This window comes from Klebsiella sp. SWET4 (genome assembly GCF_024296565.1).
GTDB lineage: Bacteria > Pseudomonadota > Gammaproteobacteria > Enterobacterales > Enterobacteriaceae > Klebsiella > Klebsiella variicola.
Genome location: NZ_JANCOB010000001.1, coordinates 301,890 through 319,583 on the forward strand (window position 1 = coordinate 301,890; position 17,694 = coordinate 319,583).

Consider the following 17,694-nt stretch of genomic DNA (forward strand, 5'->3'; position numbering starts at 1 on the left):
GATCATCGTTCCGTCTGATGTGTTGGCGTGCAAGATGACATGGAGGGGAAGGTAACGCGAGGAAATCGCCGCCTGGCGCAATACCAGGCGGCTAACGGTCAGGCGGTTTTGGTCGCCGCCTTCAGGCTCTGGACGAAGGCTTTCAGTTCGTCGAGCATGGTCTGCGGCTCATCGAGGTGGCGTTCGATGATTTTGACGATGGCGGAACCGGAGATAGCCCCGGCGGCCCCGGCGTCAATGGCGGCGCTCACCTGCTCCGGCGCGGAGATACCAAAGCCCTGCAGCGGCGGCGCGGCGTGATATTCCGCCAGCTTCTCCACCAGGTGGTGCAGCGGCAGTGCGGCGCGATTTTCCGCACCCGTCACTCCGGCGCGCGACAGCAGATAGGTGTAGCCGCGGCCATAAGAAGCAATCTGGCGCAGTAAATCGTCATCCGCATTGGGCGGGCAGATGAAAATCGGCGCGATGTTATGGCGCATCGCCGCCTGGCGGAACGGGGCGGACTCTTCCACCGGCACGTCGGCCACCAGCACCGAGTCGACGCCAACGCGGGCGCACTGGGCATAGAACGCATCGATGCCCGGGCTGAAGACGAGGTTGGCGTACATCAGCAGGCCGATTGGGATGGTCGGATGCTTCTGGCGGATCGCCGCCAGCATCTCAAAGCACTGCGCCGGGGTCACTCCCGCGGCGAAGGCGCGCAGGGCCGCGCCCTGGATGGTCGGGCCGTCCGCCAGCGGGTCGGAGAAAGGGATCCCCAGCTCAAGGGCATCGGCGCCGCCTTCGATCAGCGCATCGATAATTTTGAGCGACTGCTCCGGTCCCGGATCGCCAAGGGTGACAAAGGGAACGAAGGCGCCTTCCTGGCGATTTTTCAGTTGGGCAAACAGCGTCTCATAGCGTTCCATCAGATTTCCCCTCGCGCTTTCAGGATGTCATGTACGGTGAAAATGTCTTTGTCGCCGCGACCGGAGAGGTTAACCACCAGCAGCTGCTCTTTTTCCGGGTTCTCGCGCATCATCTTCAGCGCGTGGGCCAGGGCGTGAGAGGACTCCAGCGCCGGGATAATCCCTTCGTGGCGGGAGAGCGCTTTAAACGCATCCAGCGCTTCGTTGTCGGTGATCGACACATAGTCAGCGCGACCGGTGCTGTTCAGAAACGCGTGCTGCGGCCCAACGGACGGGAAGTCCAGCCCGGCGGAAATGGAGTAAGACTCTTCGATCTGGCCGTCGGCGGTTTGCATCATCGGCGACTTCATACCAAAGTAGATCCCCACGCGGCCATGCTTCAGCGGCGCGCCGTGCTCGCCGCTTTCGATACCGTGCCCGGCCGGTTCCACGCCGATCAGGCCGACGTTGGTTTCATCAATAAAGTCGGCAAACATGCCGATGGCGTTTGACCCACCACCAACGCAGGCGATCACCGCGTCCGGCAGACGTCCCTCTTTTTCGAGGATCTGCGCTTTAGTCTCTTCGCCAATCATGCGCTGGAATTCACGTACAATGGTCGGGAACGGATGCGGACCGGCGGCGGTGCCCAGCATATAGTGCGCCTTCTCGTAGCTACCAGACCAGTCGCGCAGCGCCTCATTACAGGCATCTTTCAGCGTGGCGGAGCCGCTGTGCACCGGGATCACCTCGGCACCCATCAGGCGCATACGGAAGACGTTCGGCGACTGGCGCTCGACGTCCTTGGCGCCCATGTAGATACGGCATTTCAGGCCGAGCAGGGCGCTGGCCAGCGCTGAGGCGACCCCGTGCTGACCGGCGCCGGTCTCGGCGATAATTTCGGTTTTACCCATCCGTTTGGCCAGCAGGGCCTGGCCCAGCACCTGGTTGGTTTTGTGCGCGCCGCCGTGCAGCAGATCTTCGCGTTTCAGGTACAGGGTGGTGCGAGTACCTTCGGTCAGATTCCGGCATTTGGTCAGGGCCGTCGGACGTCCGGCGTAGTTTTTCAGCAGGTCAGTGAATTCCGCCTGAAAGGCCGGGTCCTTCTGCGCGCTGACAAAGGCTTCTTCCAGCTGGCGCAGGGCGGGCATCAGGATCTGCGGCACATACATGCCGCCGAATTCGCCGAAGTAGGGGTTCAGTAAAGTGCTCATTATTGCTCCTTAATATGCGCGCAGCGTCTGGAATACGGAGGCCAGTTTGCTGGCGTCTTTAATCCCGGGTTGCGACTCTACGCCTGAATTGAAATCGAGTCCGGCACAGCCGCTTTTGGCCGCTTCCACACAGTTATCGGCACCCAGGCCACCCGCCAGCATGACGTTGCGCAGATCCTGGCCCTGCAGCAGGCTCCAGTCAAAGCGCTGGCCGCTGCCGCCCTGGCCGTTGTCGAACAGGTACTTGTCGACATGGCGGAGCGTACGGGCCGGGAGGGTTTCACCAACGCTCAGCGCTTTCCAGATACGGACGTTGTCCGCGAGGGCGTCGCGCAGCGCGTCGATATAGGCCTGGTCCTCATCACCGTGCAGCTGCACGGCGGCCAGCCCCAGAGCCTGCGCGCGGGCGACCACCTCGTCCAGCGGCGCATTGCGAAACACGCCGACGTACTGCAGCGGCGCAGCGGCGATCACCGCTTTGGCCTGGGCGTCATTCACCGCCCGCGGCGAAGTCGGGACGAAAATCAGGCCACCGTAGATGGCGCCGGACTCCCAGGCCACCTGGGCATCCTGCGGGCGCGTCAGGCCGCACACTTTATTCTCGCCGAGCAGCACGCGTTTAACCGCCGCTTCCAGATCCGCCTGTTCCATCAGGGCGGAGCCGATCAGGAAGCCGTTGGCGAAGTGGCTCAGCTCGCGCACTTCAGCATAGGTATGGATGCCGGATTCGCTGATCACCGTGACATCCGGGCCGAGACGCGCCGCCAGCTGACGGGTGCGGTTAAGGTCAATCGACATATCGCGCAGGTCGCGGTTGTTAATGCCCACCACCTTCGCCTTCAGGGCGATGGCGCGCTCCAGCTCCTCTTCATTGCTGACTTCGGTCAGCACACCCATATTCAGGCTGTGCGCCACCGCGGAGAGCTGGCGGTACTGCTCATCGTCGAGCACCGAGAGCATCAGCAGGCAGGCATCGGCCTGATAGTAGCGCGCCAGGTAGATCTGGTAAGGGTCGATGGTGAAGTCCTTACACAGGATCGGCTGCGGCGCGACCTTGCTGACGATCGGCAGAAAATCGAAACTGCCCTGGAAATATTTCTCATCACACAGCACTGAGATCGCCGAGGCGTAGTGTTTGTAGATGCTGGCGATCGCCGCCGGATCGAAATCTTCGCGAATCAACCCCTTCGACGGCGAGGCCTTTTTGCACTCGAGAATAAACGCGGTGCGGGTGCCGGCCAGCGCGTCATAGAAATTGCGCTGCGTCGGAACGACCTCATTCTGAAAACTGGCTAATGGTTGTTGTTGTTTGCGGGCTTCTACCCAAATCGCTTTGTCGGCAACGATTTTTGCTAAAACGGTCTGCATTCTTTACCCTCTTGCCGCTAAGGCGGTCACTCTGTCATAGGCCGCGCCGCTGTGCAGCACATCCAGTACCTGCTGAGCGTTAGCTTTCAGATCTTCATGCCCGTGTAAACGCATCAACATGGCGACGTTGGCGGCGACGGCGGCTTCGTGAGCGGCTTCACCTTTACCTTGTAGCAAGCGCGTCAGAATGTCACGATTTTCTTCCGGCGTGCCGCCCGCCAGCTGCGCCTGATGGTAAGGCGTCAGGCCGAAGTCGTCAGCGGTCAGCTGATAGCTTTTGATTTCCCCGTTATGCAGTTCGGCCACCACCGTGGGCGCATGCAGCGAGACTTCATCCATCCCACCGCTGTGCACCACCGCCGCGCGCTGATAGCCCAGCACGCGCAGGGTCTCGGCGATCGGCAACACCAGTTCCGGGCTGTAGACGCCAATCAGCGCCAGCGGCGGATGCGCCGGGTTGATCAGCGGCCCCAGCACGTTAAACAGGGTGCGGGTCTTCAACTGCTGACGGACCGGCATCGCATGGCGGAAACCGGTGTGGTATTTCGGCGCGAACAGGAAGCAAACCCCCAGCTCATCGAGCGCCGCGCGGGATTTATCGGCGTTCATATCGAGATTGATGCCGAAGGCCGCCAGCAGGTCAGAAGAGCCTGATTTACTGGAGACGCTGCGGTTACCGTGTTTCGCCACTTTCAATCCACAGGCCGCAGCGACAAAGGCGCTGGCGGTGGAGATATTGATGCTGTTGCTGCCGTCGCCACCGGTGCCGACGATGTCGGCAAACAGGTAGTCCGGGCGCGGGAACGGCGCGGCGTTTTCCAGCAGCGCGGTGGCGGCGCCGGCAATTTCCTGCGGCTGCTCGCCGCGCACTTTCATACTGACCAGCGCGGCGGCCAGTTGCTCAGGCTTCACTTCACCGCGCACGACGGCGGAGAACAGCTGGTGGCTCTCCTGCTGGCTCAGGGTTTCCGCCTGATAGAGCTTCTCAAGGATCGGCTGGAGGGTGTTAGTGTGCTCCAGCTTCTGCAGCGCCCAGGCCAGGGTCTGCTCCAGCAGCCGTGCGCCCTGAGTGGTAAGGATCGATTCCGGATGGAACTGGAAGCCGCACACCCGGTCCGCATCGTGACGCACCGCCATCACCATACCGTTGAAATTGGCGTTAATCGTCAGCCCGGCGGGAATATTGCTGCCAACCAGCGAGTGGTAACGCGCCACCGGCAGTGGGTTAGCCAGACCGGCAAACATGGCCTGGCCGTCGTGCTCAATGCTGGATGCTTTGCCATGGAGGATCTCGCCCGCCTGGCCGACATAGCCGCCGTAGGCTTCGACAATAGCCTGATGACCGAGGCAGATGCCGATGATCGGCAGCTTGCCACGCATACGGGTCAGCAGTTCCGGCATGCAGCCAGCTTCGCTCGGCGTACCCGGGCCCGGGGAGAGCATCAGCACCGGGTTGTCCATGGTGCCCAGACGCTCAATCAGCGCCTGCGCCGGGACGGAGTTACGGTAAATCACCACGTTATGACCATTGGCCCGCAGCTGGTCTGCCAGGTTATAGGTGAAAGAATCGATATTATCGAGCAGCAGAATGTCAGCCATCAGAAAATCTCCTTCGCGTGATGGGCCTGGGCAATGGCGCGCAGCACCGCGCGGGCTTTATTTCGGGTCTCATCCGCTTCCGACTGGGGAACCGAGTCGAGCACAATGCCGGCTCCGGCCTGGACGGTAGCGATACCCTCCTGCACGTAGGCGGAACGGATGACGATGCAGGTGTCGAGGTCGCCGTGGGCGGTGAAATAGCCCACCGCGCCGCCGTAGCTGCCGCGGCGTTTACCTTCGGCGGCGGCAATCAGCTGCATGGCGCGGACCTTCGGTGCGCCGCTGAGGGTGCCCATGTTCATGCAGGCGCGGTAGGCGTGCAGCACATCGAGGTCCTGACGCAGTTCGCCGACCACGCGGGAGACCAGATGCATCACGAAGGAGTAACGGTCAACCTTCGTTAAATCGGCGACATAGCGGCTGCCCGGGGTACAGATGCGGGCCAGGTCATTACGCGCCAGATCCACCAGCATCAGGTGTTCGGAAAGCTCTTTATGGTCGGTGCGCATTTCCAGTTCGATGCGGCTGTCAAGATCGCGATCCAGCGAACCGTCGGCGCGGCGGCCGCGTGGCCGGGTGCCGGCGATCGGGTAGATCTCAATCTGACGGCTGACGGCGTCATATTTCAGCGAACTCTCCGGCGAGGCGCCGAACAGGGTGAAATCGTTGTCCTGCATAAAGAACATGTACGGGCTGGGGTTGCTCTTCTTCAGCACATCATAAGCGGCCAGCGGCGACGGGCAGGGCAGCGAGAAGCGACGGGAAGGAACCACCTGGAAGATTTCCCCGGCGCGGATCGCGCGCTGCATTTTGCGCACCACCGCACCGTACTCTTCATCGCTCTGGTCAACGTCGCACTGCATTTCGGCCACAGTGGTAACCGGCAGCGGCGCCGGCGGCTCGTTCAGTTGCTGACGCAGCTGGCTCAGGCGCTGCTCCAGGCGCTGTTTTTCACTCTCCAGCGGGGTGAACAGGCTGGCCTGAATGCGGGTATGCTTGGTCTGATGATCGATGACCAGCAGAGTTTCAGCCAGATAGAAGCAGTAGTCCGGGCAGGCGGTGTCGCTCTGCAGCGGTGGAAGATCTTCAAAGCCGGCGACCAGGTCATAGGCGAACAGGCCGCCGAAGAACATCGCTTCACGCTCGTTGGCCGGGACGGTCACCAGCTCCTGCAGGAGACGGAAGGCGTCAAACACCGACAGTGAGCAGAGGCGGGCGTCTTCATCGAGCAGGGTGCTGACCGCGGGGAAGGTCAGGATGCGGCCGTTGGGCTGGCGCTGATTGGCGATCCCGGAGGGCAGCGCGCCGTCCAGCAGTTCCAGCAGCGCGGCGCCGTTAGCGGAAAGTGCCTGAATAGTGACAGTGTCACCAAGAGCGGTGATGCGCAGCGCGCTGTCGACCAGCAGCAGGCTTTTTAAGTCATCTTTGCTGTCGATATCAGCGGATTCCAGCAGCAGCGTGGCCGGACGGGCGCCACACAGTTGGTGGAATAACGCCGTCGGGTTCTCCCGGTAGATGGCGTCGCTGGTGAGAAGCTCGAGTGCCGGTTTGGATGTTTGCATTATTGTTCTCGCCTGTTCGTATTATTTTTTGTCCAATAAAAAGCCCGCTCATTGGCGGGCCGGGTATCTGTATGCTGAATGCAAAACGCGATCACGCCGCCCGAAGTCAGGAGGTGCGCCACCAGCTGTGCAGAGTGATAAAGTGCATTTTCATCGTGATACCCCTTCATGTGAACTTGCGTACTAGTTAACTAGTTCAATGGAATAAAGTCAACCCTTGTTTGCAGATTTTCTCTGCCTGTCGGTATGATAATGCGCTTATTTACGTTGATGTCCAGCAGGAGTCCTTTTGAGCGACAGCCAATACGCAGTGATTTACGATCTGCACAGCCATACCACCGCCTCTGACGGGCGGTTGACTCCGCAGGAACTGGTCCATCGCGCCCATGAGATGCGCGTAGGCACCCTGGCGATCACCGACCATGACAGCGTGGCGGCGATCCCGGCCGCCCGGGAAGAGATCGCCTGTGCCGGATTACCCTTAACGCTGGTAAACGGCGTCGAGATTTCGACGCTCTGGGAGAATCACGAAATACATATCGTGGGTCTGAATATTGATATTGCGCACCCGACGATGACCGCGCTGCTGGAGGAGCAGAAAGCGCGACGCCAGCTGCGGGGCCAGATGATTGCCGAGCGTCTGGAGAAGGCGCGGATCCCTGGCGCCTGGGAAGGGGCGCTGCGGCTGGCGGACGGTGGCGCCGTCACCCGCGGCCATTTTGCCCGTTTTCTGGTGGAGGCCGGCCATGCGAAAAACATGGCGGAGGTCTTCAAAAAATACCTTGCCCGCGGGAAAACCGGTTACGTGCCACCGCAGTGGTGTACAATAAAACAAGCGATTGATGTCATTCATCATTCTGGCGGCAAGGCGGTGATAGCCCATCCCGGGCGCTACGATCTCTCCGCCAAGTGGTTGAAGCGGCTGTTGGCCCACTTTAGCGAGCAGGGCGGTGATGCCATGGAAGTGGCCCAGTGTCAGCAGGCGCCCCATGAACGCGCCCAGCTGGCCACCCTGGCCGTGCAGTTTGGTCTGCTGGCGTCACAGGGCTCCGATTTTCATCAGCCCTGTGCGTGGATCGAGCTTGGCCGTAAGCTCTGGCTTCCTGCCGGCGTGGAAGGCGTCTGGCACAGCTGGGAAGCGGCCGCCAAATAAAAATTGAGAGGGAAGTATGAGCCAGTTTTTTTATATCCATCCGGATAACCCGCAGGCGCGGTTGATTAACCAGGCGGTGGAGATTGTGCGTAAGGGCGGGGTGATCGTTTATCCGACCGACTCCGGCTACGCCCTGGGCTGCAAAATTGAAGACAAGGGCGCGATGGAGCGGATCTGCCGTATCCGTCAGTTGCCGGACGGCCACAACTTTACCCTGATGTGCCGCGATCTGTCCGAGCTGTCAACCTACGCTTTTGTCGACAACGTGGCGTTTCGTCTGATGAAAAACAACACGCCGGGCAACTACACCTTTATCCTCAAGGGGACCAAAGAAGTACCGCGCCGGCTGCTGCAGGAGAAACGTAAAACCATCGGCATGCGCGTCCCGTCTAACCCTATTGCTCAGGCGTTGCTCGAGACTTTAGGCGAACCGATGCTGTCCACGTCGCTGATGCTGCCTGGCAGCGACTTTACCGAGTCCGACCCGGAAGAGATCAAAGATCGTCTGGAGAAAGTGGTGGACCTCATCATTCACGGCGGTTTCCTCGGGCAGCAGCCGACCACGGTTATCGACCTGACGGAAGATACCCCGGTTGTGCTGCGCGAAGGCGTCGGCGACGTGAAGCCTTTCCTCTGATCGTCATCGTCGGGCGGTGGTTCATGCTCCGCCCGGCACCCCGCGTTTCCTTCCTGACGGCACGACAATCAACCACAGCGCCAGACCGATCAGCAGTGCGCCGAGAATCAGCCCTTTTTGTATGGTTTCTCCGAGGCACAAATAGCCCCACAGCGCCGCAAAAGGTGGGATCAAAAAGGTCACGGACAGCGAACGCAGCGGTCCTATATCAGCAATCAGGCGAAAATAGAGAATATACCCTGCTGCTGTACAGACCACGCCCAGCATGGCTATCGCTATCCACGGCAGGCTCTGTCGCCAGTCTATGACCGGACCATACCAGCCTGACCAGAGAAAGAAAGGCAACAGAAACAGCGTGGCGCCGACCTGGCTGCCCAACGCGACGCGCTCAGCCTCAAGGCCGCCCCGCTGCTGGATCCAGCGACGGGTCAGAAAGCCAGCCAGGCCGTAACAGGCGGTCGCGATCAGGCAGGCCCCGATCCCCGGCAGCAGGAGGGCGGCGCTGAGGCTGGAGGTTGGGCGCGCAATGACTGCCACGCCAATAGCGCCCAGTAACGCGCCGCCGCCTTTGCGCAGGGTTAACGGTTCTGCAAAGCATAACGCGCCGATAAGCATTCCCATCATCGGCGCCGTGGCGTTGAGCGTGGCGGAGTACCCTGCCGGCAGCCACTGTGCGGCAAGGCAGTACATCAGAAAAGGAAGGCCTGAATTAATGACCCCCAGCTTCAGAGTGGATATGAATTTTCCCTGATACCCGCTCCATTTACCCTGCACGCCGAGTAACAGCCCGAGCACGGTAGCGGCGAACAGTACGCGAAGAAAAGCGCTGTTCATCGCCCCGAAGGCCGGGGTGGTGATGCGCATAAACAAAAAGCTGGCGCCCCAGAGAGCGGCGAGCAGCAGCAGGCGGCCATAGTCGATAACACGCATGATTGACTCCTTGTATTCACGAAGGAAGTCAACTGTAGAACTCACGTGCAGCGTCCGACAAACGCGTTATGCTTACATGATTAAGTTATTCTTAACTGAGATGCCATGTCGATGAAACTTCCACCGCTGAATGCGCTGCGCTGCTTTGAAGCGGCGGCACGGCTGCTTAGTCTGAAGCAGGCCGCCAGTGAGCTTTGCGTTACGGCAAGCGCCGTCAGCCAGCAAATTGCCCGCCTCGAGGAAGCGCTGAATACCCCGCTTTTTATTCGTACTCCCCGACAGTTACAGTTAACGGAGGTGGGGGAGATCTACCTGCGGGCCGTTCAGCCCGCCTTTCTCCAGATAGCCGCCGCCACCCAGCGCCTGCAGGTGCCCGCGGGGCCAGAAAAGGTGACGCTCAGCTGTACCAGCGGCTTCGCCATTCAGTGGCTGCTGCCGCGGCTGGCTGATTTTGAACGACGTTATCCAAAGATTGAGATCCAGATCGGCACCACCAACCGGCGAGTAGATTTGCTGAGTGAAGGGATCGATTTTGCCGTGCGTCATGGTGTCGGCGGCTGGCCGGAACTGCAGGCTTACCGCCTGCTGGATGACGACCTTATCCCGGTCTGCAGTCCGCAACTGATTGCTCCGCGCCGGTCCCTCGCCGGTGCGGACGATCTGCTGCAGTATCCGCTGCTGCACGATGAGCATCGTGAAGACTGGGCGCTGTGGTGTGAGGCTGTGGGGCTGGAGCCGGACCGCGCGCGCCGCGGTCCGGTGTTCACTGATTCCAACGGCGTGACGGAGGCGGCGTTCGCTGGTATGGGGATGGCATTACTGCGACGTTCATTCATAGCGTCTGCGCTGACGCAGGGGCGGCTGGTTAATCCTCTGGCGCAGCCCATCGCCTGTCCGCTGGCCTATCATCTGGTTTACCACGAGACCGCGCTGCTGGCGCCTGCCAACCGCTGTTTTCGCGACTGGCTGCTCGGCCAGCGCCCGGCTGTTGTTGAGGAGGGCGCGCAGTGAGGAGGATCACTGTCCGGTAAAGATCTCTATGTGTGAAGGCGCACAGGAGAATGAGGAAAATCTGTTCCATACTCAAGGTGCGATACGGCGAACAGAAGCTTTCCCGACGAAGTTAGTGTAGTATGTTCGGCCACGATTACGGGCTCGCGGTGAATGTTTTGCGCATGCCAGCGAGACTTTACGTAAAAAGTATATACGTAACAATGAGTTGTTCATACAGGCCTCATTGTTTCATAAAGCATACCAGACGCCTGGGAAGGCGACACCTTAAGGAAGCTCAATGAGCGAGAAACTGCAAAAAGTGCTGGCCCGCGCCGGCCACGGCTCCCGCCGTGAAATTGAAGCGAAAATCGAAGCTGGCCGCGTCAGCGTCGACGGAAAAATCGCCACCCTCGGCGATCGTGTGGAAATCGTCCCCGGTTTAAAAATTCGTATCGATGGTCATCTGATCTCGGTGAAAGAGTCTGCTGAGCAGATCTGTCGCGTGCTGGCTTACTATAAGCCGGAAGGCGAGCTGTGCACCCGTAACGATCCCGAAGGGCGCCCGACGGTGTTTGATCGCCTGCCAAAACTGCGCGGCGCGCGCTGGATTGCCGTTGGCCGTCTGGACGTGAACACCTGTGGCCTGCTGCTGTTCACCACCGATGGCGAACTGGCAAACCGCCTGATGCATCCGAGCCGTGAAGTCGAGCGTGAGTACGCCGTTCGCGTTTTCGGTCAGGTGGATGATGATAAGCTGCGTCAGCTGTCTCGCGGCGTGCAGTTAGAAGATGGTCCGGCAGCATTTAAAACCATCAAATTCACCGGCGGTGAAGGGATTAACCAGTGGTACAACGTCACCCTGACCGAAGGGCGTAACCGCGAAGTGCGTCGCCTGTGGGAAGCGGTCGGCGTGCAGGTCAGCCGTCTGATCCGCGTGCGCTATGGCGATATTCTGCTGCCGAAAGGCCTGCCGCGCGGCGGCTATACCGAACTGGACCTGGCGCAGACCAACTACCTGCGCGAGCTGGTGGAGCTGACGCCGGAAACCAGTTCTAAAGTTGCTGTCGAGAAAGACCGTCGCCGGATGAAAGCCAATCAGATCCGTCGGGCGGTGAAGCGTCACAGCCAGACCAGCGCTAACCCGCGCCAGGGTAACAACAGCAATCGTCGTTCCAGTACTCGCAATAAGACCAACGGTTAATGTTGTGCGTTCCGGTGGATTGCCGCCGGAACGCGTCCTGCCTTTCGCCGTATCAGGCCCTCAGTAGTCAATTCCCATCTGCGCTTTGATCCCGGCATCAAACGCATGCTTGACCGGACGCAGTTCGCTGACGGTATCCGCCAGTTCAATAATATCGCGATGGCAGCCGCGGCCGGTAATGATCACCGACTGATGGGCAGGACGCTCACGCAGGGCGCTTAGCACCGACTCCAGCGGCAGGTAATCGTACGCCACCATGTAAGTCAGCTCATCCAGCAGCACCAGATCGAGCTGGTCGTCAGCCAGCATACGGCGGGCATGCTCCCAGACCGCCAGACAGGCGGCGGTGTCGCTGTCGCGATCCTGGGTGTTCCAGGTGAAGCCTGTCGCCATCACCTGAAATTCGACGCCGTGGGGTTCCAGCAGGTTACGCTCACCGTTAGGCCAGGTCCCCTTAATAAACTGGATCACGCCGACTTTTTTGCCGTGGCCGACGGCGCGGGTCGCGGTGCCAAAGGCGGCGGTGGTTTTGCCTTTGCCGTTGCCGGTAAAGACCATCACAATGCCGCGTTCGTCCTGGGCTGCCGCCACCCGGGCGTCAACTTTATCTTTCAGCCGCTGCTGGCGTTCGCGGTAGCGTTCATCACTCATTGGGCAATTCCTGGCTTACGGCCCGGTTGGGCGTCAAAGGTCATTCCCGTCTTGCGGCGACTGTCGTCACCCATCAGCCATAGATAGACGGGCATAATGTCAGCGGGGGTCTTCAGTTTTAGCGGATCTTCCGTCGGGAACGCGCTGGCGCGCATCCCGGTGCGGGTGCCGCCGGGGTTGATGCAGTTCACCCGCAGATGACGGCTTTGGTACTCGTCGGCCAGCACCTGCATCATCCCTTCGGTGGCGAATTTGGAGACCGCATAGGCGCCCCAGTTGGCGCGGCCCTGACGGCCAACGCTGGACGAGGTGAAGACCAGCGAGCCCGCATCCGAACGGAGTAATAAAGGAAGAAGCGCCTGGGTCAGCATAAAAGTGCCATTGACGTTCACCTGCATCACCTGCTGCCAGACCTCCGGCTTCTGCTCGTCCATGGGGCAGATGTCGCCGAGCAGGCCGGCGTTGTGCAGCACGCCGTCAAGACGGGGATAGTGCATACTTATCTGCTGCGCCAGCTGCTGGCACGCCTGCGGCGTGCAGGTTAGCAGGTCGAGGGTAAACCAGCGGGCGGGAATGCCGCCCTCGCGTTCAATCTCCTGGGCGACGGCGCGCAGTTTTTCGTCGTTGCGGCCAAGCAGAATCACGCTGGCGCTATAGCGCGCGTAGGTCAGGGCCGCTTCACGACCAATCCCGTCGCTGGCGCCGGTGACCAGGATGATGCGATCTTTCAGCAAGTGGCGTTGCGGTTGATAATGCACGGCGACTCCTTGGGCGATCGGTTCCCGATCGCGCTTCATCTTTGGTATCTCACTTTTGCGCTGTTATGCCTGAAAGTGCTCGCCATTGCAATCGGCGAAGCGGAAAGTATTCAGAAAATTAATATCTTGCAACGATTTCAGCCTCGCTGAAAAAAAACGGAATCCGCTGCGCACAAGACACAAAGCACAAAGACTTCTCGTCAGGGGCTGATGTACACTGTGCAGCAACGTCAGTGCTTTACACAAGGTGAAAACGTGGAATTACTTGCTCAGTACGGCTTATTTTTAGCCAAGATCGCGACGGTTGTCGTCGCTATCGCGGTGATTGCCGCTATTATCGTCAACCTGGCCCAGCGTAAGAAGCAGCGCGGCGAACTGCGGGTGACCAATCTTAGCGAGCATTACAAAGAGATGAAGGAATCGCTGGCGGTGGCGCTGCTTGACGGCCCGCAGCAGAAACAGTGGCATAAGGCGCAGAAAAAAAAGCAAAAACAAGAGGCGAAGGCCGCGAAAGCGCGGGCGAAGCTGGGTAACGTGGAGCCGGAAGGCAAGCCGCGCGCCTGGGTGCTGGATTTCAAAGGCAGTATGGATGCCCATGAGGTCAACAGCCTGCGGGAAGAGATCACGGCGGTACTGGCGGCGGCGAAAGCGCGTGACCAGGTGGTGATTCGTCTGGAAAGCCCCGGCGGGGTGGTGCACGGTTACGGGCTGGCAGCCTCTCAGCTGCAGCGGTTGCGCGACAAACAGATCCCGCTGACGGTGGCGGTTGACAAAGTGGCGGCCAGCGGCGGCTATATGATGGCTTGCGTGGCCAACAAAATTGTGTCGGCGCCGTTTGCGATCCTTGGCTCCATTGGCGTGGTGGCGCAGATCCCTAACCTCCATCGCTTCCTTAAGAACAAAGATATTGATATCGAACTGCATACCGCCGGGCAGTACAAACGGACGCTTACTATGCTGGGCGAAAATACCGAAGAAGGGCGGCGCAAGTTCCGTGAGGATCTCAATGAGACGCACCATCTGTTCAAGGATTTCGTCCATCGGATGCGTCCGGGACTTGATATTGAGCAGGTAGCTACCGGCGAGCACTGGTACGGGGTGCAGGCGCTGGAAAAAGGGCTGGTGGATGCGGTTGAAACCAGCGATGAGCTGTTGCTGGGGCTCATGGAGAGCCACGAGGTGATCGGGGTGCGTTATCAACAGCGTAAGAAAATGCTCGACCGCTTCACCGGTAGCGCCGCGGAGAGCGCCGATCGACTTCTGCTGCGCTGGTGGCAGCGCGGTCAGAAACCGCTGATGTAAACAACATAACGCGAGGCCAGGGCCTCGCGTTATCGTTTCCACCGGCCTTAATCGACCAGGTGATACTTGTCCGACAGCTCGTGGGCGAGGTACTTAAACATGTTAAATACCGCCGTACTCTTCGGCGTCGGTAAACCCTGCTCGTCAAGATAAAACTCACCGCTAAACACCAGGACATTGTTGCGCTGAACGACGTCGGTGGCTTCGATACCGGCTAACGTATCCTCATGTTCGCGAATAAGTTTGTTGGCTTTTTCGAGCAGCGTCTGGCGATCGATAGGTTGGGTTGTACCTTGCATAACGGACTCCTCTTTTTCTCCGCGCGTAGTTTACGCCGCGCGGCGGCGTGGGGCAAATTTTCCATGGACAAAACAGGGGTAATCGTAACCAGTGGAGAAACAGCCGTTTACTGGCGGGTTTCGCTTTTGCATGCTAATAAAGTTGCGTAACGAATTTTATCAGGTACAGTGTGACGCTTTCGGCGATCTGGCAACAGATTTGCTTGACATTCGGCCAAAAATTCTTCGTGCTATGTCACCTGACGCAAAAAAGTCAGCAAACTCAAACGCCTGGTTTTACGGAGATGAAGCGGGTGTTCAGGGTTGATATTCACCGACGGTGCCGCAACATATGAGGCAGTCGCCAGTGGAGGGTGTATGAATGTGCGATGTATTCCTGGATGAATCAAATTAGGTAAAGGTGAATATGGGTAAAGCTCTCGTTATCGTTGAGTCCCCGGCAAAAGCCAAAACGATCAATAAGTATCTGGGTAATGACTACGTGGTGAAATCCAGCGTCGGTCATATCCGCGATTTGCCGACCAGTGGATCAGCTTCCAAAAAGAGCACCGACTCTACCGCCACCAAAGGGGCTAAAAAGCCTAAAAAGGACGAACGTGGTGCTCTGGTTAACCGCATGGGCGTGGACCCATGGCATGACTGGAATGCGCACTATGAAGTACTTCCGGGTAAAGAAAAGGTAGTTTCAGAACTCAAACAGTTGGCGGAAAAAGCTGACCACATCTATCTCGCAACCGACCTTGACCGCGAAGGGGAAGCCATTGCCTGGCACCTGCGGGAAGTGATCGGCGGCGATGAACAGCGTTACAGCCGCGTGGTGTTCAATGAGATCACCAAAAACGCTATTCGTCAGGCCTTCGAAAAGCCGGGCGAACTGAATATCGATCGGGTTAACGCCCAGCAGGCGCGCCGCTTTATGGACCGCGTGGTGGGCTATATGGTCTCGCCGCTGCTGTGGAAGAAAATTGCCCGTGGTCTTTCTGCCGGGCGCGTGCAGTCCGTTGCGGTCCGCCTGGTGGTGGAACGTGAGCGTGAAATCAAAGCCTTCGTCCCGGAAGAGTACTGGGAAGTTGATGCCAGCACCACCACGCCGGGCGGCGACGCGCTGCCTCTGCAGGTGACTCACAAAGACGATAAGCCGTTCCGTCCGGTCAGCCGTGATGAGACCATGGCGGCGGTATCGCTGCTGGAAAAAGCCAGCTACAGCGTGCTGGAGCGAGAAGACAAGCCGACCAGCAGCAAGCCGGGCGCGCCGTTCATCACCTCCACGCTGCAGCAGGCGGCCAGCACCCGTCTCGGCTTCGGCGTGAAAAAGACCATGATGATGGCTCAACGTCTCTATGAGGCGGGGCACATCACCTATATGCGTACCGACTCCACCAACCTGAGTCAGGACGCGCTGAACATGGTTCGCGGTTATATCAGCGACAACTTTGGCAAAAAATATCTGCCGGAGAGCGCTAACCAGTACGCCAGCAAAGAAAACTCGCAGGAAGCGCACGAAGCGATTCGTCCTTCTGATGTGAGCGTGCTGGCGGAAACGCTGAAAGATATGGAAGCCGATGCGCAGAAGCTCTATCAGCTGATCTGGCGCCAGTTTGTCGCCTGTCAGATGACGCCGGCGCAATACGATTCCACCACGTTGACCGTGGCGGCGGGCGATTTCAAACTGAAAGCGCGCGGTCGTACCTTACGTTTCGACGGCTGGACCAAAGTCATGCCGGCGCTGCGCAAGGGCGATGAAGACCGGACGCTACCGGTGGTCAAACAGGGCGACCGCCTGAGCCTGGTGGAGCTGACGCCTGCGCAGCACTTTACCAAGCCGCCGGCGCGCTTCAGCGAAGCTTCGCTGGTCAAAGAGCTGGAAAAACGCGGTATCGGCCGTCCTTCCACCTACGCTTCGATCATCTCGACCATTCAGGATCGCGGCTACGTGCGGGTGGAAAACCGTCGTTTCTATGCGGAGAAAATGGGCGAAATCGTCACCGATCGGCTGGAAGAAAACTTCCGCGATCTGATGAACTACGACTTCACCGCGCAGATGGAAGATCGTCTCGACCAGGTAGCCAACCACCAGGCCGAATGGAAAGAGGTGCTGAACCACTTCTTCGGCGATTTTACCACTCAGCTGGAGACCGCAGAGAAAGATCCGGAAGAGGGCGGCATGCAGCCGAACCCGATGGTGCTTACCAGCATCGACTGCCCGACCTGTGGACGTAAAATGGGCATCCGTACCGCCAGCACCGGTGTTTTCCTCGGCTGTTCGGGCTATGCTCTGCCGCCGAAAGAGCGTTGCAAAACCACCATCAACCTGGTGCCGGAAAACGAAGTCCTCAACGTGCTGGAAGGCGATGACGCGGAAACCAACGCGCTGCGTGCCAAACGTCGCTGTCAGAAGTGCGGGACCGCAATGGACAGCTACCTTATCGATCCTAAGCGTAAACTGCACGTGTGTGGTAATAACCCGACCTGTGACGGCTATGAGATTGAAGAAGGCGAGTTCCGCATCAAGGGCTATGACGGTCCGGTAGTCGAGTGCGAGAAGTGCGGTTCTGAAATGCACCTGAAAATGGGGCGTTTCGGCAAGTACATGGCCTGTACCAACGACGAGTGTAAGAATACGCGTAAGATCCTGCGCAACGGCGAAGTGGCTCCGCCGAAGGAAGATCCGGTGCCGCTGCCGGAGCTGCCGTGCGAGAAGTCTGACGCGTACTTTGTGTTGCGCGACGGGGCGGCGGGTGTCTTCCTGGCGGCCAACACCTTCCCGAAATCACGGGAAACGCGTGCGCCGCTGGTGGAAGAGCTGTACCGCTTCCGCGATCGTCTGCCGGAAAAACTGCGCTATCTCGCCGATGCGTCGCAGCAGGATCCGGAAGGTAATAAAACGCTGGTGCGCTTTAGCCGTAAAACGAAACAGCAGTATGTGGCTTCCGAAAAAGAGGGTAAAGCGACCGGCTGGTCAGCCTTCTTTATTGACGGTAAATGGACTGAAGCCAAAAAGTAATCGTGCAGTATCAGGCAGGAAAAGCGCGCTTTTCCTGCACTAACGGCCGGCAGAGGCAGTGGATGCCTCCGCCGCGTTGTTTCCCCTTCTGGATGGTCTTTTCTTCCCCTTATAACCACCTATATTATTTTTCGTT

The 17,694-nt window shown here is 59.2% G+C and carries 15 protein-coding genes and 1 other annotated feature; of the genes, 6 read left to right on the plus strand and 9 right to left on the minus strand.

Features of this window, described 5'->3' with window-relative positions:
- Positions 1 to 98: 98 nt before the first annotated feature.
- Genes trpA through NKJ21_RS01670 form a run of 5 tightly spaced genes read right to left on the minus strand, consistent with a single transcriptional unit; the run spans position 99 to position 6,630 of the window.
- Positions 99 to 908, minus strand: coding sequence for a tryptophan synthase subunit alpha (trpA, locus tag NKJ21_RS01650; RefSeq protein ID WP_002901728.1), 810 nt, complete (start codon positions 906 to 908; stop codon positions 99 to 101).
- A complete protein-coding gene (trpB, locus tag NKJ21_RS01655; protein WP_012968449.1) occupies positions 908 to 2,101 on the minus strand; it encodes a tryptophan synthase subunit beta in 1,194 nt (397 codons plus the stop codon). The genes trpA and trpB overlap by 1 nt, the downstream gene beginning before the upstream one ends.
- 9 nt (positions 2,102 to 2,110) lie before the next feature.
- Positions 2,111 to 3,469, minus strand: coding sequence for a bifunctional indole-3-glycerol-phosphate synthase TrpC/phosphoribosylanthranilate isomerase TrpF (gene trpCF / locus NKJ21_RS01660; RefSeq protein ID WP_008807775.1), 1,359 nt, complete (start codon positions 3,467 to 3,469; stop codon positions 2,111 to 2,113).
- A gap of 3 nt (positions 3,470 to 3,472) precedes the next feature.
- Positions 3,473 to 5,068: a bifunctional anthranilate synthase glutamate amidotransferase component TrpG/anthranilate phosphoribosyltransferase TrpD gene (trpD, locus tag NKJ21_RS01665; protein ID WP_004148109.1), complete on the minus strand. Its 1,596-nt coding sequence runs from the start codon at positions 5,066 to 5,068 to the stop codon at positions 3,473 to 3,475.
- Entirely contained in the window at positions 5,068 to 6,630 is a 1,563-nt protein-coding gene (locus tag NKJ21_RS01670; protein ID WP_012542057.1) for an anthranilate synthase component 1, read from the minus strand. The genes trpD and NKJ21_RS01670 overlap by 1 nt, the downstream gene beginning before the upstream one ends.
- Before the next feature lie 34 nt (positions 6,631 to 6,664).
- Positions 6,665 to 6,760, minus strand: a sequence feature (Trp leader region).
- 159 nt (positions 6,761 to 6,919) lie between these two features.
- On the opposite strand from NKJ21_RS01670, the gene rnm reads away from it, so the two are divergent.
- Entirely contained in the window at positions 6,920 to 7,783 is an 864-nt protein-coding gene (rnm, locus tag NKJ21_RS01675; protein WP_046881571.1) for an RNase AM, read from the plus strand.
- A gap of 16 nt (positions 7,784 to 7,799) precedes the next feature.
- Positions 7,800 to 8,420 carry an L-threonylcarbamoyladenylate synthase gene (locus NKJ21_RS01680; protein WP_008807778.1) on the plus strand — a complete coding sequence of 207 codons (621 nt, stop codon included), beginning with the start codon at positions 7,800 to 7,802 and terminating at the stop codon, positions 8,418 to 8,420.
- A gap of 21 nt (positions 8,421 to 8,441) precedes the next feature.
- Here the strand turns inward: NKJ21_RS01680 and NKJ21_RS01685 are convergent, their stop codons facing one another.
- Positions 8,442 to 9,350, minus strand: coding sequence for a DMT family transporter (locus tag NKJ21_RS01685; protein WP_032739660.1), 909 nt, complete (start codon positions 9,348 to 9,350; stop codon positions 8,442 to 8,444).
- Positions 9,351 to 9,461: 111 nt separating this feature from the next.
- Between NKJ21_RS01685 and gcvA the strand changes: the two genes are divergently transcribed.
- Together gcvA and rluB are read left to right on the plus strand one after the other, a co-directional pair.
- Positions 9,462 to 10,361: a transcriptional regulator GcvA gene (gene gcvA, locus NKJ21_RS01690; RefSeq protein ID WP_032739985.1), complete on the plus strand. Its 900-nt coding sequence runs from the start codon at positions 9,462 to 9,464 to the stop codon at positions 10,359 to 10,361.
- A gap of 280 nt (positions 10,362 to 10,641) precedes the next feature.
- Positions 10,642 to 11,544 (plus strand): 23S rRNA pseudouridine(2605) synthase RluB, encoded by a 903-nt coding sequence (rluB, locus tag NKJ21_RS01695; protein ID WP_008807781.1) that lies wholly within the window; start codon positions 10,642 to 10,644, stop codon positions 11,542 to 11,544.
- 60 nt (positions 11,545 to 11,604) lie between these two features.
- Here rluB and cobO read toward each other — a convergent pair whose 3' ends face one another.
- Both cobO and NKJ21_RS01705 read right to left on the minus strand, forming a co-directional pair.
- Positions 11,605 to 12,195, minus strand: coding sequence for a cob(I)yrinic acid a,c-diamide adenosyltransferase (cobO, locus tag NKJ21_RS01700; RefSeq protein ID WP_002901749.1), 591 nt, complete (start codon positions 12,193 to 12,195; stop codon positions 11,605 to 11,607).
- Positions 12,192 to 12,953: a YciK family oxidoreductase gene (locus NKJ21_RS01705; protein WP_012542052.1), complete on the minus strand. Its 762-nt coding sequence runs from the start codon at positions 12,951 to 12,953 to the stop codon at positions 12,192 to 12,194. The genes cobO and NKJ21_RS01705 overlap by 4 nt, the downstream gene beginning before the upstream one ends.
- Positions 12,954 to 13,208: 255 nt before the next feature.
- Here NKJ21_RS01705 and sohB point away from each other — a divergent pair, with 255 nt between their 5' ends.
- Positions 13,209 to 14,255 (plus strand): protease SohB, encoded by a 1,047-nt coding sequence (gene sohB / locus NKJ21_RS01710; protein ID WP_008807783.1) that lies wholly within the window; start codon positions 13,209 to 13,211, stop codon positions 14,253 to 14,255.
- A 47-nt stretch (positions 14,256 to 14,302) separates the two neighbouring features.
- On the opposite strand, the gene NKJ21_RS01715 is transcribed toward sohB, so the two are convergent.
- Positions 14,303 to 14,554: a YciN family protein gene (locus tag NKJ21_RS01715; RefSeq protein ID WP_002901761.1), complete on the minus strand. Its 252-nt coding sequence runs from the start codon at positions 14,552 to 14,554 to the stop codon at positions 14,303 to 14,305.
- Positions 14,555 to 14,960: 406 nt separating this feature from the next.
- On the opposite strand from NKJ21_RS01715, the gene topA reads away from it, so the two are divergent.
- A complete protein-coding gene (gene topA / locus NKJ21_RS01720; RefSeq protein ID WP_254732663.1) occupies positions 14,961 to 17,558 on the plus strand; it encodes a type I DNA topoisomerase in 2,598 nt (865 codons plus the stop codon).
- Positions 17,559 to 17,694 lie beyond the last annotated feature (136 nt).

Coding starts and splice junctions, on each gene's coding strand:
- NKJ21_RS01680 (WP_008807778.1), top strand. CDS start 7,800: ATGAGCCAGTTTTTTTATATCCATCCGGATAACCCGCAGGCGCGGTTG.
- trpA (WP_002901728.1), bottom strand. CDS start 908: ATGGAACGCTATGAGACGCTGTTTGCCCAACTGAAAAATCGCCAGGAA.
- NKJ21_RS01685 (WP_032739660.1), bottom strand. CDS start 9,350: ATGCGTGTTATCGACTATGGCCGCCTGCTGCTGCTCGCCGCTCTCTGG.
- trpB (WP_012968449.1), bottom strand. CDS start 2,101: ATGAGCACTTTACTGAACCCCTACTTCGGCGAATTCGGCGGCATGTAT.
- NKJ21_RS01715 (WP_002901761.1), bottom strand. CDS start 14,554: ATGCAAGGTACAACCCAACCTATCGATCGCCAGACGCTGCTCGAAAAA.
- trpCF (WP_008807775.1), bottom strand. CDS start 3,469: ATGCAGACCGTTTTAGCAAAAATCGTTGCCGACAAAGCGATTTGGGTA.
- topA (WP_254732663.1), top strand. CDS start 14,961: ATGGGTAAAGCTCTCGTTATCGTTGAGTCCCCGGCAAAAGCCAAAACG.
- gcvA (WP_032739985.1), top strand. CDS start 9,462: ATGAAACTTCCACCGCTGAATGCGCTGCGCTGCTTTGAAGCGGCGGCA.
- NKJ21_RS01670 (WP_012542057.1), bottom strand. CDS start 6,630: ATGCAAACATCCAAACCGGCACTCGAGCTTCTCACCAGCGACGCCATC.
- trpD (WP_004148109.1), bottom strand. CDS start 5,068: ATGGCTGACATTCTGCTGCTCGATAATATCGATTCTTTCACCTATAAC.
- rluB (WP_008807781.1), top strand. CDS start 10,642: ATGAGCGAGAAACTGCAAAAAGTGCTGGCCCGCGCCGGCCACGGCTCC.
- cobO (WP_002901749.1), bottom strand. CDS start 12,195: ATGAGTGATGAACGCTACCGCGAACGCCAGCAGCGGCTGAAAGATAAA.